This window comes from Massilia frigida (assembly GCF_011682175.1).
GTDB classification, from domain to species: domain Bacteria; phylum Pseudomonadota; class Gammaproteobacteria; order Burkholderiales; family Burkholderiaceae_D; genus Telluria_A; species Telluria_A frigida.
Window position 1 is genome coordinate 20,830 of sequence record NZ_WHJG01000013.1, and the last position, 19,064, is coordinate 39,893.

Annotated in this window: 19 protein-coding genes and 2 pseudogenes; 11 read left to right on the forward strand and 10 right to left on the reverse strand. The window is 62.7% G+C overall.

The features are described 5' to 3' along the window. Positions 1 to 50: 50 nt before the first annotated feature. On the reverse strand, positions 51 to 1,142 hold the full coding sequence (locus tag F2P44_RS14430; RefSeq protein ID WP_167087515.1) for a TRAP transporter substrate-binding protein: 1,092 nt from the start codon (positions 1,140 to 1,142) through the stop codon (positions 51 to 53). A gap of 191 nt (positions 1,143 to 1,333) precedes the next feature. Next, a complete protein-coding gene (gene pmbA, locus F2P44_RS14435; RefSeq protein WP_167087517.1) occupies positions 1,334 to 2,686 on the reverse strand; it encodes a metalloprotease PmbA in 1,353 nt (450 codons plus the stop codon). Positions 2,687 to 2,778: 92 nt separating this feature from the next. Between pmbA and yjgA the strand changes: the two genes are divergently transcribed. From yjgA to F2P44_RS14460, 6 genes and pseudogenes are all read left to right on the forward strand, one after another. Beyond that, positions 2,779 to 3,393 (forward strand): ribosome biogenesis factor YjgA, encoded by a 615-nt coding sequence (gene yjgA, locus F2P44_RS14440; protein ID WP_167087519.1) that lies wholly within the window; start codon positions 2,779 to 2,781, stop codon positions 3,391 to 3,393. After that, positions 3,371 to 4,000, forward strand: a pseudogene (mog, locus tag F2P44_RS35515) (molybdopterin adenylyltransferase); the annotation flags it as partial. The gene yjgA and the pseudogene mog, both read left to right, overlap by 23 nt. A 72-nt stretch (positions 4,001 to 4,072) precedes the next feature. Beyond that, positions 4,073 to 4,687, forward strand: a pseudogene (locus F2P44_RS35520) (alpha/beta hydrolase); the annotation flags it as partial. Positions 4,688 to 4,765: 78 nt separating this feature from the next. Beyond that, entirely contained in the window at positions 4,766 to 5,032 is a 267-nt protein-coding gene (locus tag F2P44_RS14450) for a hypothetical protein (protein ID WP_167087523.1), read from the forward strand. Between the two features lie 10 nt (positions 5,033 to 5,042). Beyond that, on the forward strand, positions 5,043 to 6,143 hold the full coding sequence (locus F2P44_RS14455; RefSeq protein WP_167087525.1) for a saccharopine dehydrogenase family protein: 1,101 nt from the start codon (positions 5,043 to 5,045) through the stop codon (positions 6,141 to 6,143). A 47-nt stretch (positions 6,144 to 6,190) separates the two neighbouring features. Continuing rightward, positions 6,191 to 6,388, forward strand: a complete 198-nt coding sequence (locus tag F2P44_RS14460; RefSeq protein WP_054268373.1) for a hypothetical protein — start codon at positions 6,191 to 6,193, stop codon at positions 6,386 to 6,388. Here F2P44_RS14460 and F2P44_RS14465 read toward each other — a convergent pair. Next, complete coding sequence (locus F2P44_RS14465; RefSeq protein WP_167087527.1) at positions 6,385 to 6,861, reverse strand: hypothetical protein; 477 nt, start codon at positions 6,859 to 6,861, stop codon at positions 6,385 to 6,387. The two genes, F2P44_RS14460 and F2P44_RS14465, sit on opposite strands and share 4 nt — an antisense overlap. A 207-nt stretch (positions 6,862 to 7,068) precedes the next feature. On the opposite strand from F2P44_RS14465, the gene F2P44_RS14470 reads away from it, so the two are divergent. After that, positions 7,069 to 7,830, forward strand: coding sequence for a hypothetical protein (locus F2P44_RS14470; protein ID WP_167087529.1), 762 nt, complete (start codon positions 7,069 to 7,071; stop codon positions 7,828 to 7,830). Positions 7,831 to 7,874: 44 nt separating this feature from the next. After that, positions 7,875 to 8,336, forward strand: a complete 462-nt coding sequence (locus tag F2P44_RS14475; protein ID WP_167087531.1) for a hypothetical protein — start codon at positions 7,875 to 7,877, stop codon at positions 8,334 to 8,336. Between the two features lie 36 nt (positions 8,337 to 8,372). Here F2P44_RS14475 and F2P44_RS14480 read toward each other — a convergent pair whose 3' ends face one another. Further along, positions 8,373 to 8,927: a carboxymuconolactone decarboxylase family protein gene (locus tag F2P44_RS14480; RefSeq protein WP_167087533.1), complete on the reverse strand. Its 555-nt coding sequence runs from the start codon at positions 8,925 to 8,927 to the stop codon at positions 8,373 to 8,375. 246 nt (positions 8,928 to 9,173) lie between these two features. Here F2P44_RS14480 and F2P44_RS14485 point away from each other — a divergent pair, with 246 nt between their 5' ends. Beyond that, positions 9,174 to 10,265: a porin gene (locus F2P44_RS14485; RefSeq protein ID WP_167087535.1), complete on the forward strand. Its 1,092-nt coding sequence runs from the start codon at positions 9,174 to 9,176 to the stop codon at positions 10,263 to 10,265. Between the two features lie 45 nt (positions 10,266 to 10,310). Here F2P44_RS14485 and F2P44_RS14490 read toward each other — a convergent pair whose 3' ends face one another. Then, the gene (locus tag F2P44_RS14490) at positions 10,311 to 10,766 is read right to left on the reverse strand and encodes a cache domain-containing protein (RefSeq protein ID WP_229423555.1); all 456 of its coding nucleotides are present in this window, start codon (positions 10,764 to 10,766) and stop codon (positions 10,311 to 10,313) included. 289 nt (positions 10,767 to 11,055) lie between these two features. Continuing rightward, a complete protein-coding gene (locus tag F2P44_RS36570) occupies positions 11,056 to 11,337 on the reverse strand; it encodes a hypothetical protein (protein ID WP_370662691.1) in 282 nt (93 codons plus the stop codon). Positions 11,338 to 11,469: 132 nt separating this feature from the next. Between F2P44_RS36570 and F2P44_RS14500 the strand changes: the two genes are divergently transcribed. Next, positions 11,470 to 12,792: an aspartate aminotransferase family protein gene (locus tag F2P44_RS14500; protein WP_167087537.1), complete on the forward strand. Its 1,323-nt coding sequence runs from the start codon at positions 11,470 to 11,472 to the stop codon at positions 12,790 to 12,792. A 59-nt stretch (positions 12,793 to 12,851) separates the two neighbouring features. Here the strand turns inward: F2P44_RS14500 and F2P44_RS14505 are convergent, their stop codons facing one another. The 4 genes from F2P44_RS14505 to F2P44_RS14520 all read right to left on the reverse strand — a co-directional run bounded on the left by F2P44_RS14505 (position 12,852) and on the right by F2P44_RS14520 (position 18,356). Next, on the reverse strand, positions 12,852 to 14,444 hold the full coding sequence (locus F2P44_RS14505) for a hypothetical protein (protein ID WP_167087539.1): 1,593 nt from the start codon (positions 14,442 to 14,444) through the stop codon (positions 12,852 to 12,854). A gap of 290 nt (positions 14,445 to 14,734) precedes the next feature. Then, a complete protein-coding gene (locus F2P44_RS14510) occupies positions 14,735 to 15,583 on the reverse strand; it encodes a fumarylacetoacetate hydrolase family protein (RefSeq protein WP_167087541.1) in 849 nt (282 codons plus the stop codon). Positions 15,584 to 15,654: 71 nt separating this feature from the next. After that, positions 15,655 to 16,941, reverse strand: a complete 1,287-nt coding sequence (locus F2P44_RS14515) for an MFS transporter (RefSeq protein WP_223165036.1) — start codon at positions 16,939 to 16,941, stop codon at positions 15,655 to 15,657. A gap of 14 nt (positions 16,942 to 16,955) precedes the next feature. After that, positions 16,956 to 18,356 (reverse strand): KamA family radical SAM protein, encoded by a 1,401-nt coding sequence (locus F2P44_RS14520; protein ID WP_370662692.1) that lies wholly within the window; start codon positions 18,354 to 18,356, stop codon positions 16,956 to 16,958. A 241-nt stretch (positions 18,357 to 18,597) separates the two neighbouring features. Here F2P44_RS14520 and F2P44_RS14525 point away from each other — a divergent pair, with 241 nt between their 5' ends. Next, a complete protein-coding gene (locus F2P44_RS14525) occupies positions 18,598 to 19,053 on the forward strand; it encodes a cache domain-containing protein (RefSeq protein ID WP_167087542.1) in 456 nt (151 codons plus the stop codon). Positions 19,054 to 19,064 lie beyond the last annotated feature (11 nt).

Here is a 19,064-nt window from a genome sequence, read left to right on the forward strand (position 1 = left end):
TCGCTTCGCCCGGCCCCGGCCGCCGCTCCCGCGCAGGGAACGAAGGGGTTTTACTTGCGGCCGGCCTTGATCATGTACTCCACCATGGCCGCTTCGGACACCGAGGCCCACATGTTCTGGTCCTGGCGGAATCGCTTCCACGGCTCGTAGATGGTCTTGAACTTGGCGTTCTTGGCCGCTTCTTCGTTCATCACGTCCTGCGCCGCCTTGTAGCAGGCGTCCATGATCTCTTTCGAGAAGGTGCGCAGCTTGACGCCGTTCTTGAGCAGGCGCGCCAGCGCCGCCGGGTTCTTGGCGTCGTACTCGGCCTGCATGCCGATGTGCGCTTCATAGGTGGCGCATTCGAGCGCGGCCTGGTATTCCTTGGGCAGCTTTTCCCATTCCTTCATGTTCACGTAGAACGAGAAGCTCGCGCCCGCTTCCCACCAGCCCGGCGCATAGTAATACGGCGCGACCTTGTAGAAGCCCAGTTTTTCGTCATCGTAAGGACCGACCCATTCGGCCGCGTCGATCGTGCCTTTTTCCAGCGCAGGATAAATGTCGCCACCGGCCAATTGCTGCGGCACCAGGCCCAGGCGCTCCAGTACCTTGCCGGCGAAACCGCCGACGCGCATCTTGGTGCCCTTCAAGTCTTCCACCGACTTGATTTCCTTGCGGAACCAGCCACCCATCTGGGTGCCGGAATTACCGCCCAGGAAGTTGACGATGCCGTAGCCCTTGAAGAAGTTGCGGGTCAGTTCGCGTCCGCCGCCTTCCTGGTACCAGGCCGTGTGCTGGCGCGAGGTGAGGCCGAACGGGACCGCGCAGTCGAAGGCAAAGGTGGCGTCCTTGCCGAAGTAGTAGTAGGACGCGCTGTGGCCGATTTCCACAGTGCCGGCCTGGACCGCGTCGAGCACTTGCAGGCCAGGGACGATTTCGCCGGCCGCGAACGAGCGGATGGTGAACTTGCCACCGGTCAGTTCCGAAACGCGCTTGGTCAGGATATCAGCCGCGCCGAAAATGGTGTCCAGGGATTTGGGAAAGCTGCTGGCAAGGCGCCAGGTGATGGTCGGATGCGACGGCGACTGTGCCAGCGCCGGTGCGGCGACTGCGCCCGCTGCAGCGCCAACTGCCGCTTTTTTAATAAAGGAACGTCGTTCCATATGTCTGTGTCTCCTGAAGTGTTTACGTCACGGGAAAACCACCAGTGTCATGGTGCTAGAGCTAGTGTATTTGCGTCTAGGCAAGCATGCAATGTAATTTATCTTACAGGAGTCTTACAGAAGGAGCGGAGGAGTGTGAGCGGTATTCCGCGTGGGCACAAGATACCCGCGCGGAATACCATCAGCGGCGATCAGCTGCCGGCCACGACCATGTTTTCGATCAGGATCGATCCGGTCTGCTTGTTTCCACGGATGAGAGTGTCATTGCCGATGGCGACGATCTGCTGGAAGATATCCTTCATGTTGCCGGCGATGGTGATTTCCTCGACCGGATACTGGATCACGCCATTCTCGACCCAGAAACCGGAGGCGCCGCGCGAATAGTCGCCGGTCACGTAGTTGGTGCCCTGGCCCATCAGTTCAGTGACCAGCAAGCCGCGCCCCATCTTTTTGATCATGCCGGCGAAGTCGTCGCCGCGTTTGGTCTGGGTCGAGCTCATGGTGAGGTTGTGCGAACCGCCGGCATTGCCCGTGGTTTTCATGCCCAGCTTGCGCGCCGAGTACGACGACAGGAAATAACCCTGCACCACGCCATCCTTGACCACATTGCGGCGCACGGTGCGCACGCCTTCTTCATCGAACGGGGCCGAGCCGACCGCGCCGATCACGTGCGGGTCTTCCAGGATCTGGATATGCGAAGGGAACACCGACTGCCCCAGCGAATCGAGCAGGAAGGTCGACTTGCGGTACAGCGCGCCGCCCGAGGTGGCTTGCACGAAGGCACCCAGCAGGCCGGCTGCCAGCGGCGCCTCGAACAGCACCGGGCAGGTGCGCGTATCGAGCTTGCGCGCGTTCAGGCGCGCCAGGGCGCGTTCGGCGGCGTAGCGCCCGACCGCCTCCGGCTGGGCCATCTTGTTCGGATCGCGCACCGAGGTGTACCAGTCGTCGCGCTGCATTTTGGCGCCCTTGCCGGCGATCGGCGCCACCGACAGGGTGTGGCGCGAAAACGGATAGCCGCCCGCGAAACCGCGCGAATTGGCCGACACGAAGTGCGACTGCTGCACGTGCACGCTGGCGCCTTCGCTGTTGGTGATGCGCGCATCGACGTCGAACGCGGCCGCTTCGGCGCGCTGCGCCAGCACCACCGCTTCTTCGGTGGAGATCATCCACGGGTAGCACAGGCGCAGGTCGCGCGGCTTCATTTCAAGCATGTCGGCATCGGCCAGGCCGGCGCAGTCGTCATCGGCCGTGAAACGGGCGATGTTGTAGGCCGCGTCGACGGTGGCGCGCAGCGCTGCCGGGGAAAAGTCGGAGGTGCTGGCATTGCCGCGTTTTTGACCGATATACACGGTCACGCCCATGCCTTTGTCTTTATTCTGCTCGATCGTCTCGATTTTGCCACGCCGGACCGACACTGACAGACCGCTTCCCTCGCTGATGTCGACGGCTGCATCGGTGCCGCCCATCTCCTTGGCAAAGGCCAAAACGTCGCGCGCCAGCTGCTGCAGCTGATCCTGGGTGTGGATAAAGACGGAGTCGTTCATGTGGTGTTTTCTTCGGCTGTCCGGTTAAACGGGTATGATAGCAGTCGTTTACAGTTTTTACTGATCGGCTTTACGCCTATCGGAACCATATCATGCCAAATCCAAACCGGGGCGCCTGCGGCTTCCAATCGTCCGAGTTCGAGCAAGAATACGAACGCCCTTCCAAGTCCGAACTCAAGCGCCAGATGAGCGAGCTGCAAAAGCTCGGCGAAGAACTGGTCGCCGAAGCGCGCGACCGCGTCAAGCGCGTTCCCATGCCCGAAGACGTGCGCGATGCGATCCTGGCTTGCCAGCTGATCACCAACCACGAGGGACGGCGTCGCCAGATGCAATTCGTCGGCAAGAAGATGCGCACCCTCGACGAGGAAGAAGTGGCCGTCATCCAGCGCACTATTGACAGCTGGAAAGGCATGTCCAAGGCCGATACCGCGGCCCTGCACGCGCTCGAACGCCGCCGCGAAAAGCTGCTGGCCGACGACAAGGCCCTGACCGTGCTGCTCGAAGAAAACCCGGAACTCGATGTGCAGCACTTGCGCACCCTGATCCGCAACGCGCGCAAGGAACAGGCCGAGAACAAGCCACCGAAGGCCTACCGCGAGATCTTCCAGATCCTCAAGGATATCAACAAGAAGGGCAAGGCCGCGGCCAAGCCTGCCGACGAGGACGAAGACGGCGAGCCGATCGATGACGAGTCCGACGACGAGTAATTCCACGCAGTTGGCGGATGAGCTGGTGATCGGCCTGGTGTCGGTCTCTGACCGCGCCAGCGGCGGCGTGTATGAAGACAAGGGCTTGCCGGCGCTGGCCGACTGGCTCGCCGGCGCCCTCACCACCGCCTACCGCATCGAAACGCGCCTGATTCCCGACGAACGGGCGCAGATCGAAGCGACCCTGCTCGACCTGGTCGACGTGGCGCGCTGCCACCTGGTGCTGACCACGGGCGGCACCGGCCCGTCGCGGCGCGATGTCACGCCCGAGGCCACGGTCGCCATCGGCACCAAGGAAATGCCCGGTTTCGGCGAGCAAATGCGCCAGATCAGCCTGCAGTTCGTGCCGACCGCCATCCTGTCGCGCCAGACGGCCGTGATCCGCGAAATCGACGGCCACGCCGCGCTGGTGATGAACCTGCCCGGGCAGCCGAAGGCGATCAAGGAAACCCTCGAAGGTCTTAAAGATGATGACGGCAAACAACTGGTCGGCGGTATTTTCGCGGCCGTGCCTTACTGCGTCGACCTGATCGGCGGTCCGTATATGGAAACCAACCCGGCCGTGTGCAAGGCATTCCGGCCGAAATCGGCGCAGCGTCCCGCGCCGCCTACCGAAAATGAACGCATGAGCAAACTGTTAGACAACATCGAAATCGAAACCGCCCCCAACCCGACGGTGGCGATCATCTGGATGCACGGCCTGGGCGCGGACGGCAATGACTTCGTGCCGCTGGTAAGCGAGCTCGACTTGAAAGGCTTGCCCGGCATCCGCTTCGTTTTCCCGCATGCCAACACGATGCCGGTGACGGTCAACGGTGGCTACGTGATGCGCTCGTGGTACGACATCGTCAATGCCGACATCGGCCGGCGCGAAGACGAAGCCGGCCTGCGCGCATCGCAATTGCAGGTCGAAGCACTGATCGCGCGCGAAAAGGCGCGTGGCATTCCCGCCTCGCGCATCATCCTGGCGGGCTTTTCGCAGGGTTGCGCAATGACCTTGCAGACCGGCATGCGCCATCCGGAAAAGCTGGCCGGGCTGATGTGCTTGTCCGGGTATGTGCCGCTGGCCGACAAGATCGCCGCCGAGCGCTCGGAAGCGAGCCTGGGCACCCCGATTTTCCAGGTGCACGGGCAGCACGACGGCGTGATTCCGATCGCCCGCGCCCTCGCCTCGCGCGACCTGCTCAAGTCGCTGGGCTACCAGCTTGAATGGCACGATTACACGATGCAGCACTCGCTGTGCCAGGAAGAAATCGACGATATCGGCGTCTGGCTCAAGAAAGTCCTGGCCTGATTCACACTGGCGGCCGTGCAAGTGAGTCGGTCTGCCCCGGAGAGCGTAGAATGCGTTCTTTGATAGCAAAGGCAGACAATGAAAAAAACCGGCATGGCAAAGAGTGACGCCAAAAAATTGATGGGCAAGATGGTCGCCCCGGGCGCAGCTGGATTCGGCAACGCCGACAACGCCGCCGTCGACCGCCGCGAACAGCGCAAGCGCGATCAGGCGCTCGGCCTGGTCCCGTTCGCCGTCAAACTCAACAGCGACCTGGTGCTGCAACTGCAAACCCTGGCCAAGGAACGCGACACCGACCTCAACGAGGTTGTCGCCGAACTGCTGGCCAAGGGCCTCGCGGCCTGATCGACCCAAGGTGAAAACGGTCGTTCTCGGCGGATACGGTAACTTCGGCGCCCGCATCTGCCGCGCCCTGGCGTCCAGCCCCGGCATCGAACTGATCGTCGCCGGGCGCGACCTGAACAAGGCCAGCGCCCTGGCCAGCGCCTGCGGCCACGGCGCCGCTGCTGCGCGCATCGATATCCACGATCCCCACCTGGCACAGGCGCTGCGCGCCCTCGGCGCCGAACTCGTCATCCACACGGCAGGCCCTTTCCAGCAACAGGATTACGGCACCGCGCTGGCCACGGCGGCCGCTGGCGCCCACTATATCGACCTGGCCGACGGGCGCCGCTTCGTGTGCGATTTTCCAGCCGCGCTCGATCACGCCTTCCGCCAGCAACAGCGCCTCGCCATCACGGGCGCGAGCAGCGTGCCGGCCATGTCGTCGGCCGTGGTCGACCATCTGACGGCGGGCTGGCGCAGCATTTCGTCGATCGACATGTGCATCGCCCCGGCCCAGACCGCGCCGCGCGGGGTGGCCACCATGGAAGCGGTGCTGAGCTACTGCGGCGCGCCGATCCAGGTGTGGCAGGATGGCCGCTGGGTCACCCAGCCGGGCTGGGCGGCGCCGAAGATGGTCGCGTACGCGCGCCTGCGCCCGCGCCTGGCATCGCTGTGCGACATTCCCGACCTCGAACTATTCCCGGCCCATTATGCGGGCGTGCAGTCGGTGATGTTCCGCGCCGCGCTCGAAATTGGCGTGAGCCAGCGTGGCATGGCGCTGCTGGCGGGCTTGCGCCGCATTGGGCTGGTGCCCCGTCCGGAACGCCTGGCCGGCCTGCTCAACCGCGCCGCCGACGGCTTGAATTTTCTCGGCTCGTCGCTGGGCGGGATGGTGGTGCGGGTGCGCGGCCTTGACGCCAACGGCAAGCCCGCGCAGCGCGCCTGGCACATTGCCGCCGATCACGATCATGGCCCGGAAATTCCGTGCATGGCCGCCGTGCTGCTGGCGCGCCGGCTGGCGGCGGGTACCCTGGACCGGATCGGCGCGTTTACCAGCGTCGGCCAGCTGAGCCTGGCGGAGTTCGAACCGGAGTTTGGCAAGTGGGGCATGGTGACCGACCTCGGCGAGTGATCGGTTATCATCCATGCTTGGACAACAACGCTGAAAGAGGTAACACCATGGCCAAAAAAGAAGAACTCGACGAAGAAACCCTGGCGCTGATTCACTGGTGCATCGAAGTGGAAGGTTTTCTGGTGGCCGGCGGCGCAACCCAGAAGCAGGCGCAGGACCATATCGAAGAACAGGTCGAGTGGTTTACCGACCAGTTCTATGATGGCTTGACGCCGGAAGAAGCGGCGAAGGAAGCGCTGGCCTAAGGCGGCGCTACCTCATCCGGCGCGGCCGGTGCATCGCGGCCGGTGCGGCGCACCGGCCTCCACTGGACGCGCTGGCCGTCCCACAAGGCGTGCGGGTCGGGCGGCGACGCTGGCGGCCAGAACGCGGCCTTGAAGCGCTTTCGGTTGTCGGGGTCGGTCGCCAGCTTGTCGCCGATGGCCAGTTCCAGCGCGTCATGCCGTGCGCGATCACGCGCCAGCGCCGGATGCCTTGCATCGGCCGCTTCCGGGGTGCCGCTGGCCGCGAGATAGCGCACCCAGATGGCCCAGTCTTCCATCACCAGGGCCAGCAGCTCAGGCGCAATCGGTGACAAGTAATAAATTTCCTCGTCACGGTCTTCCAGGCCATACATATACCCCTTCGCATAAATATGCGGAACGCCGTCCAGCTCGGCGATGCCGAGCAAATTGCCGTCGTAAAAAACGTTGACGGTCAATACACGATCGAATTTCATCTACCTCGTTCTTTCGGCCACCGGGGCTGCAAAAGTTCAATATTCCGGAGCAATCGTTGAGACGTACACAGTCGTCGTCACTTAAGGTCGGAGCGGCCTGTGCCCGCGTAACGATGCCGCGTACGCTGTCTGCACGCTCACTGCCCACCGCAGGCAGTCTCCACCGCAAAGTACTTTACAACGTTGCCAACTCCGACGTCCCGGATCATGACCATCGACCTCCGATGCGACGAGCACGATATACGAAAAATCGAATCGCTTTTGCTCGACCACGACATCGCACGGAGTTACTTCCGGGGCGAACTGCATGACTGGCTGGGGAACAGTTTCGATGGCGTTTGGCTGGAACTAAAAGGTCGCAAGCCAGTCAGACTGAATACCGAAACGAGCGCGCACCTTTTTATGATACCGGACAGGTCAACGGTAAGGGTACTCAAAGTGAACGAGGATGGCAACGCACCGGCGGGCACGAAGATCCATTTCGTCAATTCCTTCGTCCCGGACGGTGAGCAAAACAGTGTCGTTGTCTTCTCCTTGGAAAAAACGCCTGGCGTTTGGTGCGCCGCTTTGCATATCGGCAGGATGATGCTGCGCCCGGATGCACCAGCCAGACTTTGCACCGTTGCGTTTGGCATGATGGCGGTCACCGCCTACCGTCTCGGCTTCGATCATATCCAGCTTTACGCCGCAGGACGGGGACCTCTGCACCAGAACGATCCCGACGCGTATATCGGATATCGCGTTTGGCCTAAATTCGGTTTCGACGCGCCTGTGAACGCCGCCGAAATGAGCAGGCATCCCGTTGTGTCAATGCATGGGTTGCGCACGGTACAGGAAGTCGTCGCATGCACCCCGGCGTGGTGGGACGCCTGCGGCAGTGGGCGTCCGATGCAGTTTGATGTAAGCCCGACCAGTCGATCGTGGTCGACTTTGATAAACGTCCTTTGGACGACCCTGGCGGATTTTTAGCCACCGTTGCAATCACCAAAGCAATCCTACTTGAGGTGAACGCCATGAAACCACTTACCAAAGCGCAAGCAGAACAGCTCGCCGAGTACAGGCGTGCATCGGACGAACTGCGAAAAAAAATCGCTGCCACAGCTGTCCGCGATGAGAACGAAATTCTTCCGGTGAACGGCGTCTTTCACTTCCCGCGCTGCAGGCCGCTGACCTCTGAGCAGGCCTTCGCCCTGTTCGGAAAATCAGAGTTTTCCGACAGCGTGCTTCGAGAGATTGCCGACGACGGCGTCAAGCAAACAGACGAGCTTGTTGCTTACAAGCGTGCAGCGGCCACGCTGCGGAAAGAAATCGCTGCCACCGCAATACCTGACGACCGGGAAATTCTTCCGGTGGGCGGAAGAGTTCATTTAACCCTGACGGGCAAACCTTTGAATCCCGAACAACAGAAAGTGCTGTTCGGCGAGTCAGCGTTTTCCATCACCGTGCTTCGGGAATTCGCCGACGACGGTACCTGAGTCCGCCTCCTGCTACCTTGGCCGGCGTGACCGCCACTACTCCGGCAATGGCGCCGCCGTCGATACCGGCGCCGGCGTCTGCGCCGCGTTCATCACCATCGCCAGAAACGTGTAGTACCCATTGATCCCCATCAAATCGACCACACCTTTTTCGCCGAACAGCGCCAGCGCGTTGGCATACGTCACATCGCTGACCCGCTTGCTCCTGTGCAGCTCCACGCAAAAATCGTAGACCAGCGCTTCATCGACCAGCATCGCAGGCGACTTGCGGCGCTGCGCAATGGCCGCGACGATGCCCGGCTCGATGCCGCTGCGCTCGGCAATCGGCGCGTGGATCGCCCACTCGACCTGCTGGTCCCACTCGCGCGCCGTCACCAGAATCGCGATTTCCGACAGGCGCGTGCCGATCGCGCTGCGGTAGCGCAGGTACTCGCCCATGCGCTGCGCGCTTTCCATCAGCTCCGGGCTGCGCAGCAGCGGCACGAACGGCCCGTACAGCGCCCCCCGCGGGCCGTCGATGATGGCTTGGGCGACGGCCTGCTGCTGCGGCGCGAGCTGCTCGAAGGGGATGGGGCCTAGTCTTTCTCTCATCAAAGAATGTTCCCAAAGGCGGAAATATTTCGCAAATGCATAGCAAAATTAATTATAAATTCATCGTACTTTGTTTTGCTTTTTCGAGGTGTGCAGATTCATGAAAAAATTTCATGGCCCCCGAAAATGTGTGTTCATGGCGACGCTATACTGGACTCAGTGGCTCCGGCCGAACACCTCGCTGCCGGACCACCAGCTTCCAAGTGCAATGGATCTCGATGACAAAAATACTGAGGAGATATTGAGATGTCGAAAACGGCAAAGGCGGTATGGGGCGGTATTCTGGTGTTGGCGGCAGGCGGGGCATCTGCCCAGTCGTCGGTAACAATCGGTGGATTGGTCGATCAGTATGTTGGATCGTTGCAGTATAGCGGTGAACCTGCACGCCGCACGGTGGTGCAAAATGGCGGCATGTCGACCTCGTGGTTTGGCTTTCGCGGCGTCGAGGATCTGGGCGGCGGCCTGAAAGCCGAGTTTATGCTCAACGGCTTCTTCCTTGCCGACACCGGCGCCTCGGGACGCTTCGGCGGCGACAACCTGTTCTCGCGCGACGCCTTCCTCGCGCTGTCGGGCAGTTTCGGAAAAATCACGGTGGGGCGCACCAGCGCGCCGAGTTTCCTGCCTGCCGTGCTATTTAACCCCTTCGGCGATTCCTTCCAGTTTTCCCCGCTGATCCTGCACACCTACGTGCCGACCGGAACTGTCGGTGCGCGCAAATGGGTCGCCACCACGGCTGGCGATAGCGGCTGGAGCAACCAGATCCAGTATTCCACGCCGGTGGTGAATAACTTCCAGTTCAATTTCTATTATGCGCCGGGCGAGCAAGCCGGCAAGAGCAGCAACAAGAACGTCGCAGTCAACGCTTACTACAATAATGGTCCGCTCGGCTTGACCGCGGTCTACCATACCGTGCGGGTGAGTAATCCGAATGGCGGCCTGCCGATCCTCGACGCCACCAAAGCGCCAAACGATTACAGCAGCATCGAAAAGCAAACCGGCTTCTACCTGGGTGCACGCTACGATTTTTCGGTGCTTAAGGCATTCGTCACTTACCGAAAAAACAATGACGATGCCGCCGCCGCCCGCGAGATGGACGACAAGACATTTACCTTGGGGGCAAGCGTGCCGACCGCCAGCGGCGCCATCCTGGTCGGCTATGCCAATACCGAACGTGGCGGCAACTTGCTCGCGGCAGACCTCAAACGCGATACGCTCAGTGTTGGGTACGACCACAACCTGTCCAAGCGCACCGACTTATACACGATCTTCATGTCCGACAAGATCACCGCATCGTCGCGTGCCCGCAGCTTCGCGGCCGGGGTACGCCACCGGTTCTGAGTTGGGTTTGGAGCACGGCGTGGGGACCGCCGTGCTGGGATTGCCTTACTTGTAGATGCCGCAAGCGATCAGGATATCGTCGACCTTTTCAATATAGGCCGACTTCGGTTGCAGCGCTCCCGTTTGCGGATGGGGCCAGACGAAATCGACCCAGCCGCTGCCTTTCTGTTGTGCCACGTCGATGTAGCTCTTGACGGTTCGCACACCATTCTGGTCTTTCACTTCATACATATTGCGGCCAATAATTTTTGGATTGGGGCTGGCCAGGTTGATGCCCTTCATGTCGTAGGCAAAGATATACAGGCTGCCGTCGACGAACTTCCCTTTGGGGTCATTGAATGCGGCTATAGCTTTTTCACGGCCCACTTCCTTGTAATACGCAACCCCTTTTTTTACCATGGCGATTGCTTCCTCCGGCGTGCGTTTCTCTTCCGCGGCGGCGCCGGCTTGCATGCCGATGGCAAGAACAAACATCGCTAACGCTTTGAAAAAAATCTTCATAATGTCCCCTCCGGTTTGGCGTCATGGAGCCCGATTCTGGCCCGGTGAACCTTGCAGGTTCTCATTAATATTAGCAGCTTTTTTTACTAGAAACGACGGGCAACAGCGATTTGTCCGTCCGGTACGACAGCAATCCCTTACCCAATGACAGCAGCGCCGCCGCGACCAAGCCCTGGGCCTGGTGCCTTTCGCCGTCACGCTCAATAGCGAGCTGGTGGCGCACCTAGTTGGCGGCGCTGAAACGCGTCGGCGGGCAGGGCGTCATTGACCTGGCAGGCATCAACGGCTACTACACCTTTCTGGCGACGACGATGAATGCGGCGCGGACGGCTGTCCCAGTGTCGCCTGCCAAGCCGTTACCTGAGTAGACCTCCTTGCGCTTGGACTGGGAGCGATGGTCGCCAAGTAAATCATATATTGATGGCCCGTCTATTATCAGCTCCGGACTGCGCAGCAGCGGCACGAACGGCCCGTACAGCGCTCCGCGCGGCCCATCGAGAATCGCCTGCGCCGCCGCCTGCTGCGCGGCCGTTAATTGTTCCGCAGCCATCGGCCCGAGTCGGTCCATCATGGTGCTTGCCTTTCCTCTGTTGCGTTTATTGCCGCAGGTAAAAATATTCGCACAGCCCCCGGGATAAATCAAAAGAATCGCGCCGTTCTCAGCTTATTGTCAAACATCAATAATTTCAGCGATGAGGAAGCCATGAGTCACATGATGCACCGCAATCTCCGGCAAACCCCGCCGGTTGCCGTCAGCGCCCAGGGAATGCTGGTGCGCGACAGCGAGGGGAAGACCTATATCGATGCCTGCGGCGGCGCGGCGGTGTCCTCGCTCGGCCACGGCCACCCGGATATCCTGAGCGCGATGCACCGCCAGATCGACCGCAACGCCTACGCCCACACCGCCTTCTTCACCACCGACGTGGCCGAGGAACTGGCCGACCGCCTCACCGCCGGCGCGCCGGAAGGCTTGAGCCAAGTGTACCTCGTCTCGGGCGGCTCGGAAGCGATGGAAACGGCGATGAAGCTGGCGCGCCAGTATTTTGTCGAAACCGGCCAGACCCAGCGCACCAAATTCATCGGGCGCCGCCAGAGCTACCACGGCAACACGCTGGGCGCGCTGGCCGTGGGCGGCAACGAGTGGCGGCGGCGCCATTTCGCGCCCCTGCTGATCGACGTGACGCGCGTGGCGCCCTGCTACGAATACCGCGACCGCCTGCCGGACCAGACCCAGGACCAGTACACCAGCGCCCTGCTGCGCGAACTCGACGAACAGATCCACGCGGCCGGCCCGCACACCATCATCGCCTTCGTGGCCGAGCCGGTGGTGGGCGCGACCGGCGGCGCGATTCCGCCCACGCCCGGCTACTTCCGTGGCGTGCGCAGCCTGTGCGACCGCTACGGCATCCTGTTCATCGCCGATGAAGTCATGTGCGGCATGGGCCGCACCGGCACCATGTATTCGATCGAGCAGGATGGGGTCGCGCCCGACATCATCACCATCGCCAAGGGACTGGGGGCCGGCTACCAGCCGATCGGCGCGGTGCTGGCCCAGCGCGCCCTGGTCGACCAGCTGCGCAAGGGCAGCGGCGCATTCCAGCACGGGCATACCTACATCGGCCATCCGGTGGCCGCCGCCGCCGCGCTGGCGGTGCAAAAGGTGATCGAGCGCGACGACCTGCTGGCGGCGGTGCGCCTGCGCGGCGAATCGCTGCGGCGCATGCTGCAGGCCGAATTCGGCGCGCATCCGAACGTGGGCGACATCCGCGGCCGCGGCCTGCTGCTGGCGCTCGAACTGGTCAAGGACCGCGACAGCAAGCAGCCGTTCGACCCGGCGCGCAAGCTGCACGCCTCGGTCAAGAACAAGGCCATGGCGAATGGCCTGATGGTGTACCCGATGGGCGGCACCATCGATGGCGTGCACGGTGACCATATCCTGCTGGCGCCGCCATTCATCGCGACCGAAGCGGACCTGTCGGAGATCGTGTCGCGCCTGTCGGACGCCATCGCCGCCGCGCTCGACTGAAGCGGCAGCCGGCGCCCGTCACGGCGTCCGCTACGGCGCCGGCCTCCTTGCCGGCCAGCCTAGTTGGCCGGCGTCTTGACGATCATGTCGACGATGGTCCACGAAAAGTCGGAACGCAGCGTGCCGTCGAACAGCGGGTCGGTGATGCTCATGTAAAAATCGCTGGCGTACGGCATGACGGGTTTCGGCGCCGGCACGTAGGCCGCCATGTTGTGGCAGGTCATGCAGTTCGACTGCATCCCGGTGTTGGCGTTGACCGCGCCATTGATCGGGCGGCTGATGCCGGCAAACACCTCCGGCCCGAAACCGGCTTCCAGATACGGGTTGTAGCCATACACCGGCGTCCCGACATTCTTGCCGCCGGTAATAGGCTGCGCCGGCGAGACGGTGGAATACGCCAGCGCCATCGCATAGTGGCGCGCCGCGCCGTCCAGGTTCGCCATCGGCCGCGCGGCGGCGATGGCGGACGAACTGGGCGCGAATGGACGGTCGGCATTGGCCGACCACCAGAAGGTTTGCCAGGTCCACATCTTGTTTTCGCGCGTGGTGATGTGCATGCCGATCAGGATCGCGATGTCGCCGGCCTTGACCGGCTGGTTGAGGCGGGCCGACAGGAAGGCCGCATTGGCGTGGCTGATCCGGCTATGGATGAAGTCGCTCAGATAGAAGGTGTTGGCGGGGGTGCGGTTGTTGCAACCGGCATCGTTGCTGTTGCCGCCGGTGCCGACCGGCCGGTTGACGTCGACATACACGCAGCTGTTCCAGTCCGCTTCGCCAAAGCCGCTGTCCGGCTTGGCGGCAGCGGGCCCGGGCCAGCCCGGAAAACTGTAGATGCCGCGCGCCACGTTCTTGGGAATAATCTTGAATACCGGCTTGATCGCGATCGCATTTGCTGGAAAATTCGGCAGCTCGCTGTAGCCGTTCGCCATCAGTTGCTTGAGCGTGCTTTCATAAAACAGGCGGTTGCTGATCGCATGTTGCGCGGCCGGCGGGTTGTACGCCACCGACACCAGGATTTCCGTGTCGGGCCGGGCCTCTTCGGACGTGGCGTCAAGCGCGCCTGCCGTGGCATTCTTGAGCGGCCGCCGGTGGCCATGCTGGAACTGGCGCGGCAGGTGCAGGTCCAGCGTGGGACGCGGAAACGGGCCGCGCTTGCCCTCCTCGCGCTGGCGCTCGGGCGCGCTGCGGAAGATGATGTTCGACGGCGAGGTCCAGGTCTCGAACGCGCGCACCACAGCGCCGTCGATCATGCCGACCGGCTGGGTCAGCCCGGCCCACAGTCCCCAGGCGTGCTGCTGGATCTGGCTCTCGTTGCCGCCAAAAATCCACTGGTTCAGCTGGGTCTCGGGCTTGGGAAACACAAACGCCGGGTTGGGACGCGGCAGGTCGGGCAGGCATACCAGGTTGCCGTCGATATTGCCGATGTCGCCGTACTGGCGGGTGGCATTCAGGCAGGCATCGACCTTGTCGAGCGTGGTCGCCTGCGGGGCCCCACTGAGTTTTTTGCAAGTGGCCCTGAGCAGGTCGCCGATGACAAAAATATTGTTGCAGGAAAGTTGATAGCTGCCGTTGGGAATGGTCTGGGCGGCGGCGGGCAGTGTTGCCGCCCAGCTTGCCAGGGCGAGCAGGAGGGGAGTGCGATAGCTGGTCATGGTCTCTTTCTTCTATCAATTGAAAGGAGAGGGAGCCGCATGGCGCAAACAGGGCCACGCAGGCCGGCATGCCGGTTTTCCGGCGTACTGGTCTGCATGGTGTGCCTATATTCGCAGCAGAATCTAATGAAAAGTCATGCTAAAACCAAGCTATGCATTCGCACAATGAACGCGCCGCCTTGGCGCACCGCCTTGGCGCACCGCCTTGGCGCACCGCCTTGGCGCGCCGCCTTGGCGCACCGCCTTGGCGCGTCGCCTTGGCGCGTCGCCTTGGCGCGCCAAGGCGCCGATCAGCCTGCCCAGGCGATCACATCCTGCTGCTGCTCGCCGATGCCGGCGATGCCCAGGCGCAAGGTGTCGCCTTTTTTCAGGAAGCGCTGCGGGCTGCGCGCCATGCCCACGCCCGGCGGGGTGCCGGTGGCGATGATGTCGCCCGGTTCGAGCGTCATGAAGCGCGACAGGTAGCTGACGATCTGGGCCACGCTAAAGATCATGGTCTCGGTGCAGCCGGTCTGCATGCGCTTGCCGTTCAGTTCCAGGTACAGGTCGAGGCGCTGGACGTCGATCACTTCATCGCGCGTGACCAGCCACGGGCCGACCGGGCCGAAGGTGTCGCAGCCCTTGCCCTTGTCCCACTGCGGGCCGCGTTCGAGCTGGAAGGAGCGCTCCGAGATATCGTTGACGACGCAGTAGCCGGCCACGTAATCGAGCGCCTCTTCTTCCGTCACATACTGCGCGCGGGTGCCGATCACCACGCCCAGTTCGACTTCCCAGTCGGTTTTCTTGGAACCCTGCGGCAGCATTACCGGGTCGTCCGGGCCGGACAGGCAACTGATGGCCTTCATGAACACGATCGGTTCCAGCGGCGGCGTGGCACCGGTTTCGGCGGCGTGGTCGGCGTAATTGAGGCCGATGCCGATGAATTTGCCCACGCCCTTGAGCGGCACGCCCAGGCGCGGATTGCCGCGCACCAGCGGCAGGGTCTTGTAATCGATCTTGGCCAGCTTGCGCAGCGCCTTGTCGGACAGGAGCGAGGCATCGATATCGGCAACCACGCCGGACAGGTCGCGAAGGCGGCCTTCTTCATCGAACAAGCCGGGTTTTTCCTTGCCGGGACGGCCGTAACGAACCAGTTTCATGTTGTAGTCTTTCAAAGGGGACAGGCGTAAAGTCGCCCGCGATTGTAGCGCAGGCGCGGGCGGCCCGTCCCTCAGGCCACCGCCGCGCCCTCCCCGTGCCCCTGCGCGCGCGCGCTGGCCGCCACGCTGCCGCGGCGCCGCACATACAGCACCAGCCCGGGCAACTGCAACAGCACCAGGATGCCGAAGGCGGCCTGGTAAGCGCTGGCCGGATACTGGTGCAGCACATTCGCCTGCCACAAGCCCAGCACCTGGCCGAAGCCGGCCTGCACCAGGAAGGCTCCGATGAAGATCAGCAAATTGAGGCAGGTGGCGGCGCGCCCGGTCAGGCTGGGCGGCATGCTCCGGGCCACGATCGCATACTCGATGCCGGTGATGGTGCCGATCAGGGTAAACAGTACCGAGAGCGTCTGGAAGCCCGGCTTGAAGTTGAGCACGATACCGATCTGCACCAGCACGAACAGGCCGACGCCGACCGCCGCCACATCGAGCGGCTTGACCCCGCGCCGCCCGGCCCATTCGGTGATCATGCCGACCGCGATGGCGCCGAAAATCACGGCGGCCATGCTCAGGTACAACAGGTACGCCACGGCGGCATCGGAAAAATGCGCGACATCGGACAGCCAGCGTCCCATCCACAAGCCCTGCAGGCCGAAAAACACGGTGTGCGGCACCAGCATGAGCGAAATGGTCTTGCGAAACGCCGGATCGCGGTAGACATCGAGGATCGATTGCATGGTCGGCGCCGGCGCCCTGGGTGCGCCGGTGGCGGCGCGCGGGGTCACCAGCCAGATCAGCAGGCCGATGCAGGCGGCCAGCGCGCCGAGCAGGATGAACAGGCCGCGCCAGTCGGTGAACTGGAGCGCCAGGCGCACCGGCAAGGTGGCCGAGGCCGCCCCCAGCCCGCCCACCGCGATCAGGTAGCCGTGCACCGAGGGCAGGCGCTCCGGCGCGATCCAGCCGGAAATCGACTTGACGGCCGACATGAAGCAACCGCCCAGCCCGAAGCCGATGACGGCGCGCGCCACCACCAGTTCGGCGAAGCTGTTGCCATGCGCGAACATGAGGGCGCCGCTACCGGCCAGCAGCATCAGCACCAGTTGCACCTTGCGCGGTCCGTAGCGGTCGAGCGCGATGCCGACCGGCAGCTGGACCAGCGCGAAGGAAAAGAAAAAGGCGCTGGTGAGCAGCCCCAGCTGCCCGGAGGTGAGCGAGAGCGAGTGCACCAGGTTGGGCGCCAGCACGGCGTTGACGGTGCGCAGCAGCGAGGACAGGTAATGTCCCAGCGCAAACGGCAGGAACACGGAGAAAAACACGGCCAGGCCGGACAGTCGCTGCTGCTGCGCAGATCGCATCATGCTTTTCTCCAGCCTCAGGCGGCGTCGGTCTGCTTGCCGCAGCCGCCCGCGCTGGCCCGCTGCGCCGTCGTGATCGGAATCACCTTGCCGGCCGGCGCATGGCCGGCGCCATCGTTCTCGCTCTCGAAGAAGAACTTGGTCTTGCCGAAAGCCGGCACCAGGTGGTCCATCCAGGTCGCCTTCTCGTCGAACTTGGCGAAAAAGGGCTTGCGCACCCAGTCCGGATTGCGTGCCTGCAAAAATTGCAAGGCGAACAGTTTTTCGCCATTGATGTTGACCACGCCATCGATCACCACCTTGCCCGGGAAGGCGCTCATGGACGGCCCGCGCACCGTGCGCGACAAGCCGGACACCATCTGGTAAGCCGACTGGAAGATTTCGTGGGCGCGCGCCAGCGGCAGCGAAAAATACTCGCTGGGGCCGGTGTCGCGCTCGACGAACATATAGTAGGGAATCGCGCCCAGGCGCACGCCCGTGGTCCACAGCTCGGCCCAGCTGGCGGGGTCTTCGTTGATGTGGCGGATCAGGGGGCCTTGCATGCGCAGGGTGGCGCCGGTCGAGACGATGCGCTTGACCGCCTTTTGCGCCATCTCGTTGCGCAACTCCACGGCATGGCTGTAGTGGCCCATGATGGCCAGGTTCTTGCCCGACGCGACCACCTTCTCGAACAAACGCATCAGGTCGTCGGCATCGCGGTCGGTAACGAAACGCTGCGGCCAGTAGGCCACCGACTTGGTGCCGATGCGGATGTTCTGGATGTGCGCCAGTTCGGGCGCCAGCAGCGGCTCGATGAACTCGGCCAACGAGCGGGTATTCATGATCATCGGGTCGCCGCCGGTGATCAGGACGTCGGTCACGTCCGGATGGGTGGCGAGATAGGCGACCAGTTCGGTCGTTTCGCGCGCATCGAACTTCATGTCGTCCATCCCGACGAACTGCGGCCAGCGGAAGCAAAAGGTGCAGTAGGCGTGGCAAGTCTGGCCGGCGCTGGGGAAGAACAGCACCGTTTCCTTGTACTTGTGCTGCAGGCCGCGCAGCGGCGCGTCGTTTACGCGCGGCACGTTGTGGGTCATCTGGCCGGCCGGGTGGGGGTTCATGCGCATCCGGATCGTATGCACCAGCTGGTTGATGGCCGTTTCATCCTTCTTGTACAGCACCAGCTCGCGCAGCCGGGCATATTCCTGCGCTTGCAGCATGTCGCGGTGCGGAAACACGAGGCGGTAGATGGGATCGTCCGGAATATTGCTCCAGTCGATCAACTGGTCCATCACATATTCATTGGTGCGAAACGGCAGCACGCGCGAGACCACCTCCACCGCTTCCTGCAGCTCGGGCGACATGAATTTCCACTGGCGCGCATTGGCGACCGACTGGCGGGTGTAGGGCTTGAATTTGGGGGGCGAAAGATCGGTCACGACGGGCTCCTGTACAGGGTGGGAAGGCAGAAAGTCATCATATGCTTGCCCTGTGGAATCAAATTGCCTTAAATCAATATCACGAAGTGCGCTGCTTCTTGTGTCCGCGCAAGCAGCCTGAAGTGTGGCGTGCGCGCATCCTTCGCGCAGGCCTTGACATGGCGCAATCGGCGACGTGGGCGGGGGCGTAGATTACGCAATGCACCTAAGCAACAGCCCTCCCTTCCTGAAAGGATTTGCCATGAAATTGCTGCTGACCGCCACCGCCCTGTGCTTCACCTTCGCCGCCGGCGTTGCCTGCGCCGCCGAGCCCACCGAAAAAGACGCGATCGCCATGGTCGAGCGCGGCGTCGCCCTGATCAAGGCCAAGGGCAAGGAAGAAATGGTCAAGCGCATCAATGCCAAGGACAAGGATTTCGTCCAGGGCGAGCTGTACATCGACATGCGCGACTTGCAAACCGGGATCGTGCTGGCGCACCCGATCAATCCTTCGATCGTGGGCAAGGACTTGACCGACGTGCCCGATGCGAGCGGCAAGAAATATCGCCGCGACATCATCAACCTGGGCCAGTCCAAGGGCAAGGGCTGGGTCGACTACCAGTACAAGAACCCCACCAACGGCAAGATCGAGCCGAAAACCACCTACATCCAGCGGGTCGACGACGTGGTGCTGGAAGCGGGCATTTATAAAAACTAAACCATGTGCGA

Bases quoted from the DNA above. Each gene is read 5' to 3' on its own strand.
- F2P44_RS14430 (WP_167087515.1), bottom strand. From the start codon at position 1,142: ATGGAACGACGTTCCTTTATTAAAAAAGCGGCAGTTGGCGCTGCAGCG.
- pmbA (WP_167087517.1), bottom strand. From the start codon at position 2,686: ATGAACGACTCCGTCTTTATCCACACCCAGGATCAGCTGCAGCAGCTG.
- yjgA (WP_167087519.1), top strand. From the start codon at position 2,779: ATGCCAAATCCAAACCGGGGCGCCTGCGGCTTCCAATCGTCCGAGTTC.
- F2P44_RS14450 (WP_167087523.1), top strand. From the start codon at position 4,766: ATGAAAAAAACCGGCATGGCAAAGAGTGACGCCAAAAAATTGATGGGC.
- F2P44_RS14460 (WP_054268373.1), top strand. From the start codon at position 6,191: ATGGCCAAAAAAGAAGAACTCGACGAAGAAACCCTGGCGCTGATTCAC.
- F2P44_RS14465 (WP_167087527.1), bottom strand. From the start codon at position 6,861: ATGAAATTCGATCGTGTATTGACCGTCAACGTTTTTTACGACGGCAAT.
- F2P44_RS14470 (WP_167087529.1), top strand. From the start codon at position 7,069: ATGACCATCGACCTCCGATGCGACGAGCACGATATACGAAAAATCGAA.
- F2P44_RS14475 (WP_167087531.1), top strand. From the start codon at position 7,875: ATGAAACCACTTACCAAAGCGCAAGCAGAACAGCTCGCCGAGTACAGG.
- F2P44_RS14480 (WP_167087533.1), bottom strand. From the start codon at position 8,927: ATGAGAGAAAGACTAGGCCCCATCCCCTTCGAGCAGCTCGCGCCGCAG.
- F2P44_RS14485 (WP_167087535.1), top strand. From the start codon at position 9,174: ATGTCGAAAACGGCAAAGGCGGTATGGGGCGGTATTCTGGTGTTGGCG.
- F2P44_RS14490 (WP_229423555.1), bottom strand. From the start codon at position 10,766: ATGAAGATTTTTTTCAAAGCGTTAGCGATGTTTGTTCTTGCCATCGGC.
- F2P44_RS36570 (WP_370662691.1), bottom strand. From the start codon at position 11,337: ATGATGGACCGACTCGGGCCGATGGCTGCGGAACAATTAACGGCCGCG.
- F2P44_RS14500 (WP_167087537.1), top strand. From the start codon at position 11,470: ATGAGTCACATGATGCACCGCAATCTCCGGCAAACCCCGCCGGTTGCC.
- F2P44_RS14505 (WP_167087539.1), bottom strand. From the start codon at position 14,444: ATGACCAGCTATCGCACTCCCCTCCTGCTCGCCCTGGCAAGCTGGGCG.
- F2P44_RS14510 (WP_167087541.1), bottom strand. From the start codon at position 15,583: ATGAAACTGGTTCGTTACGGCCGTCCCGGCAAGGAAAAACCCGGCTTG.
- F2P44_RS14515 (WP_223165036.1), bottom strand. From the start codon at position 16,941: ATGATGCGATCTGCGCAGCAGCAGCGACTGTCCGGCCTGGCCGTGTTT.
- F2P44_RS14525 (WP_167087542.1), top strand. From the start codon at position 18,598: ATGAAATTGCTGCTGACCGCCACCGCCCTGTGCTTCACCTTCGCCGCC.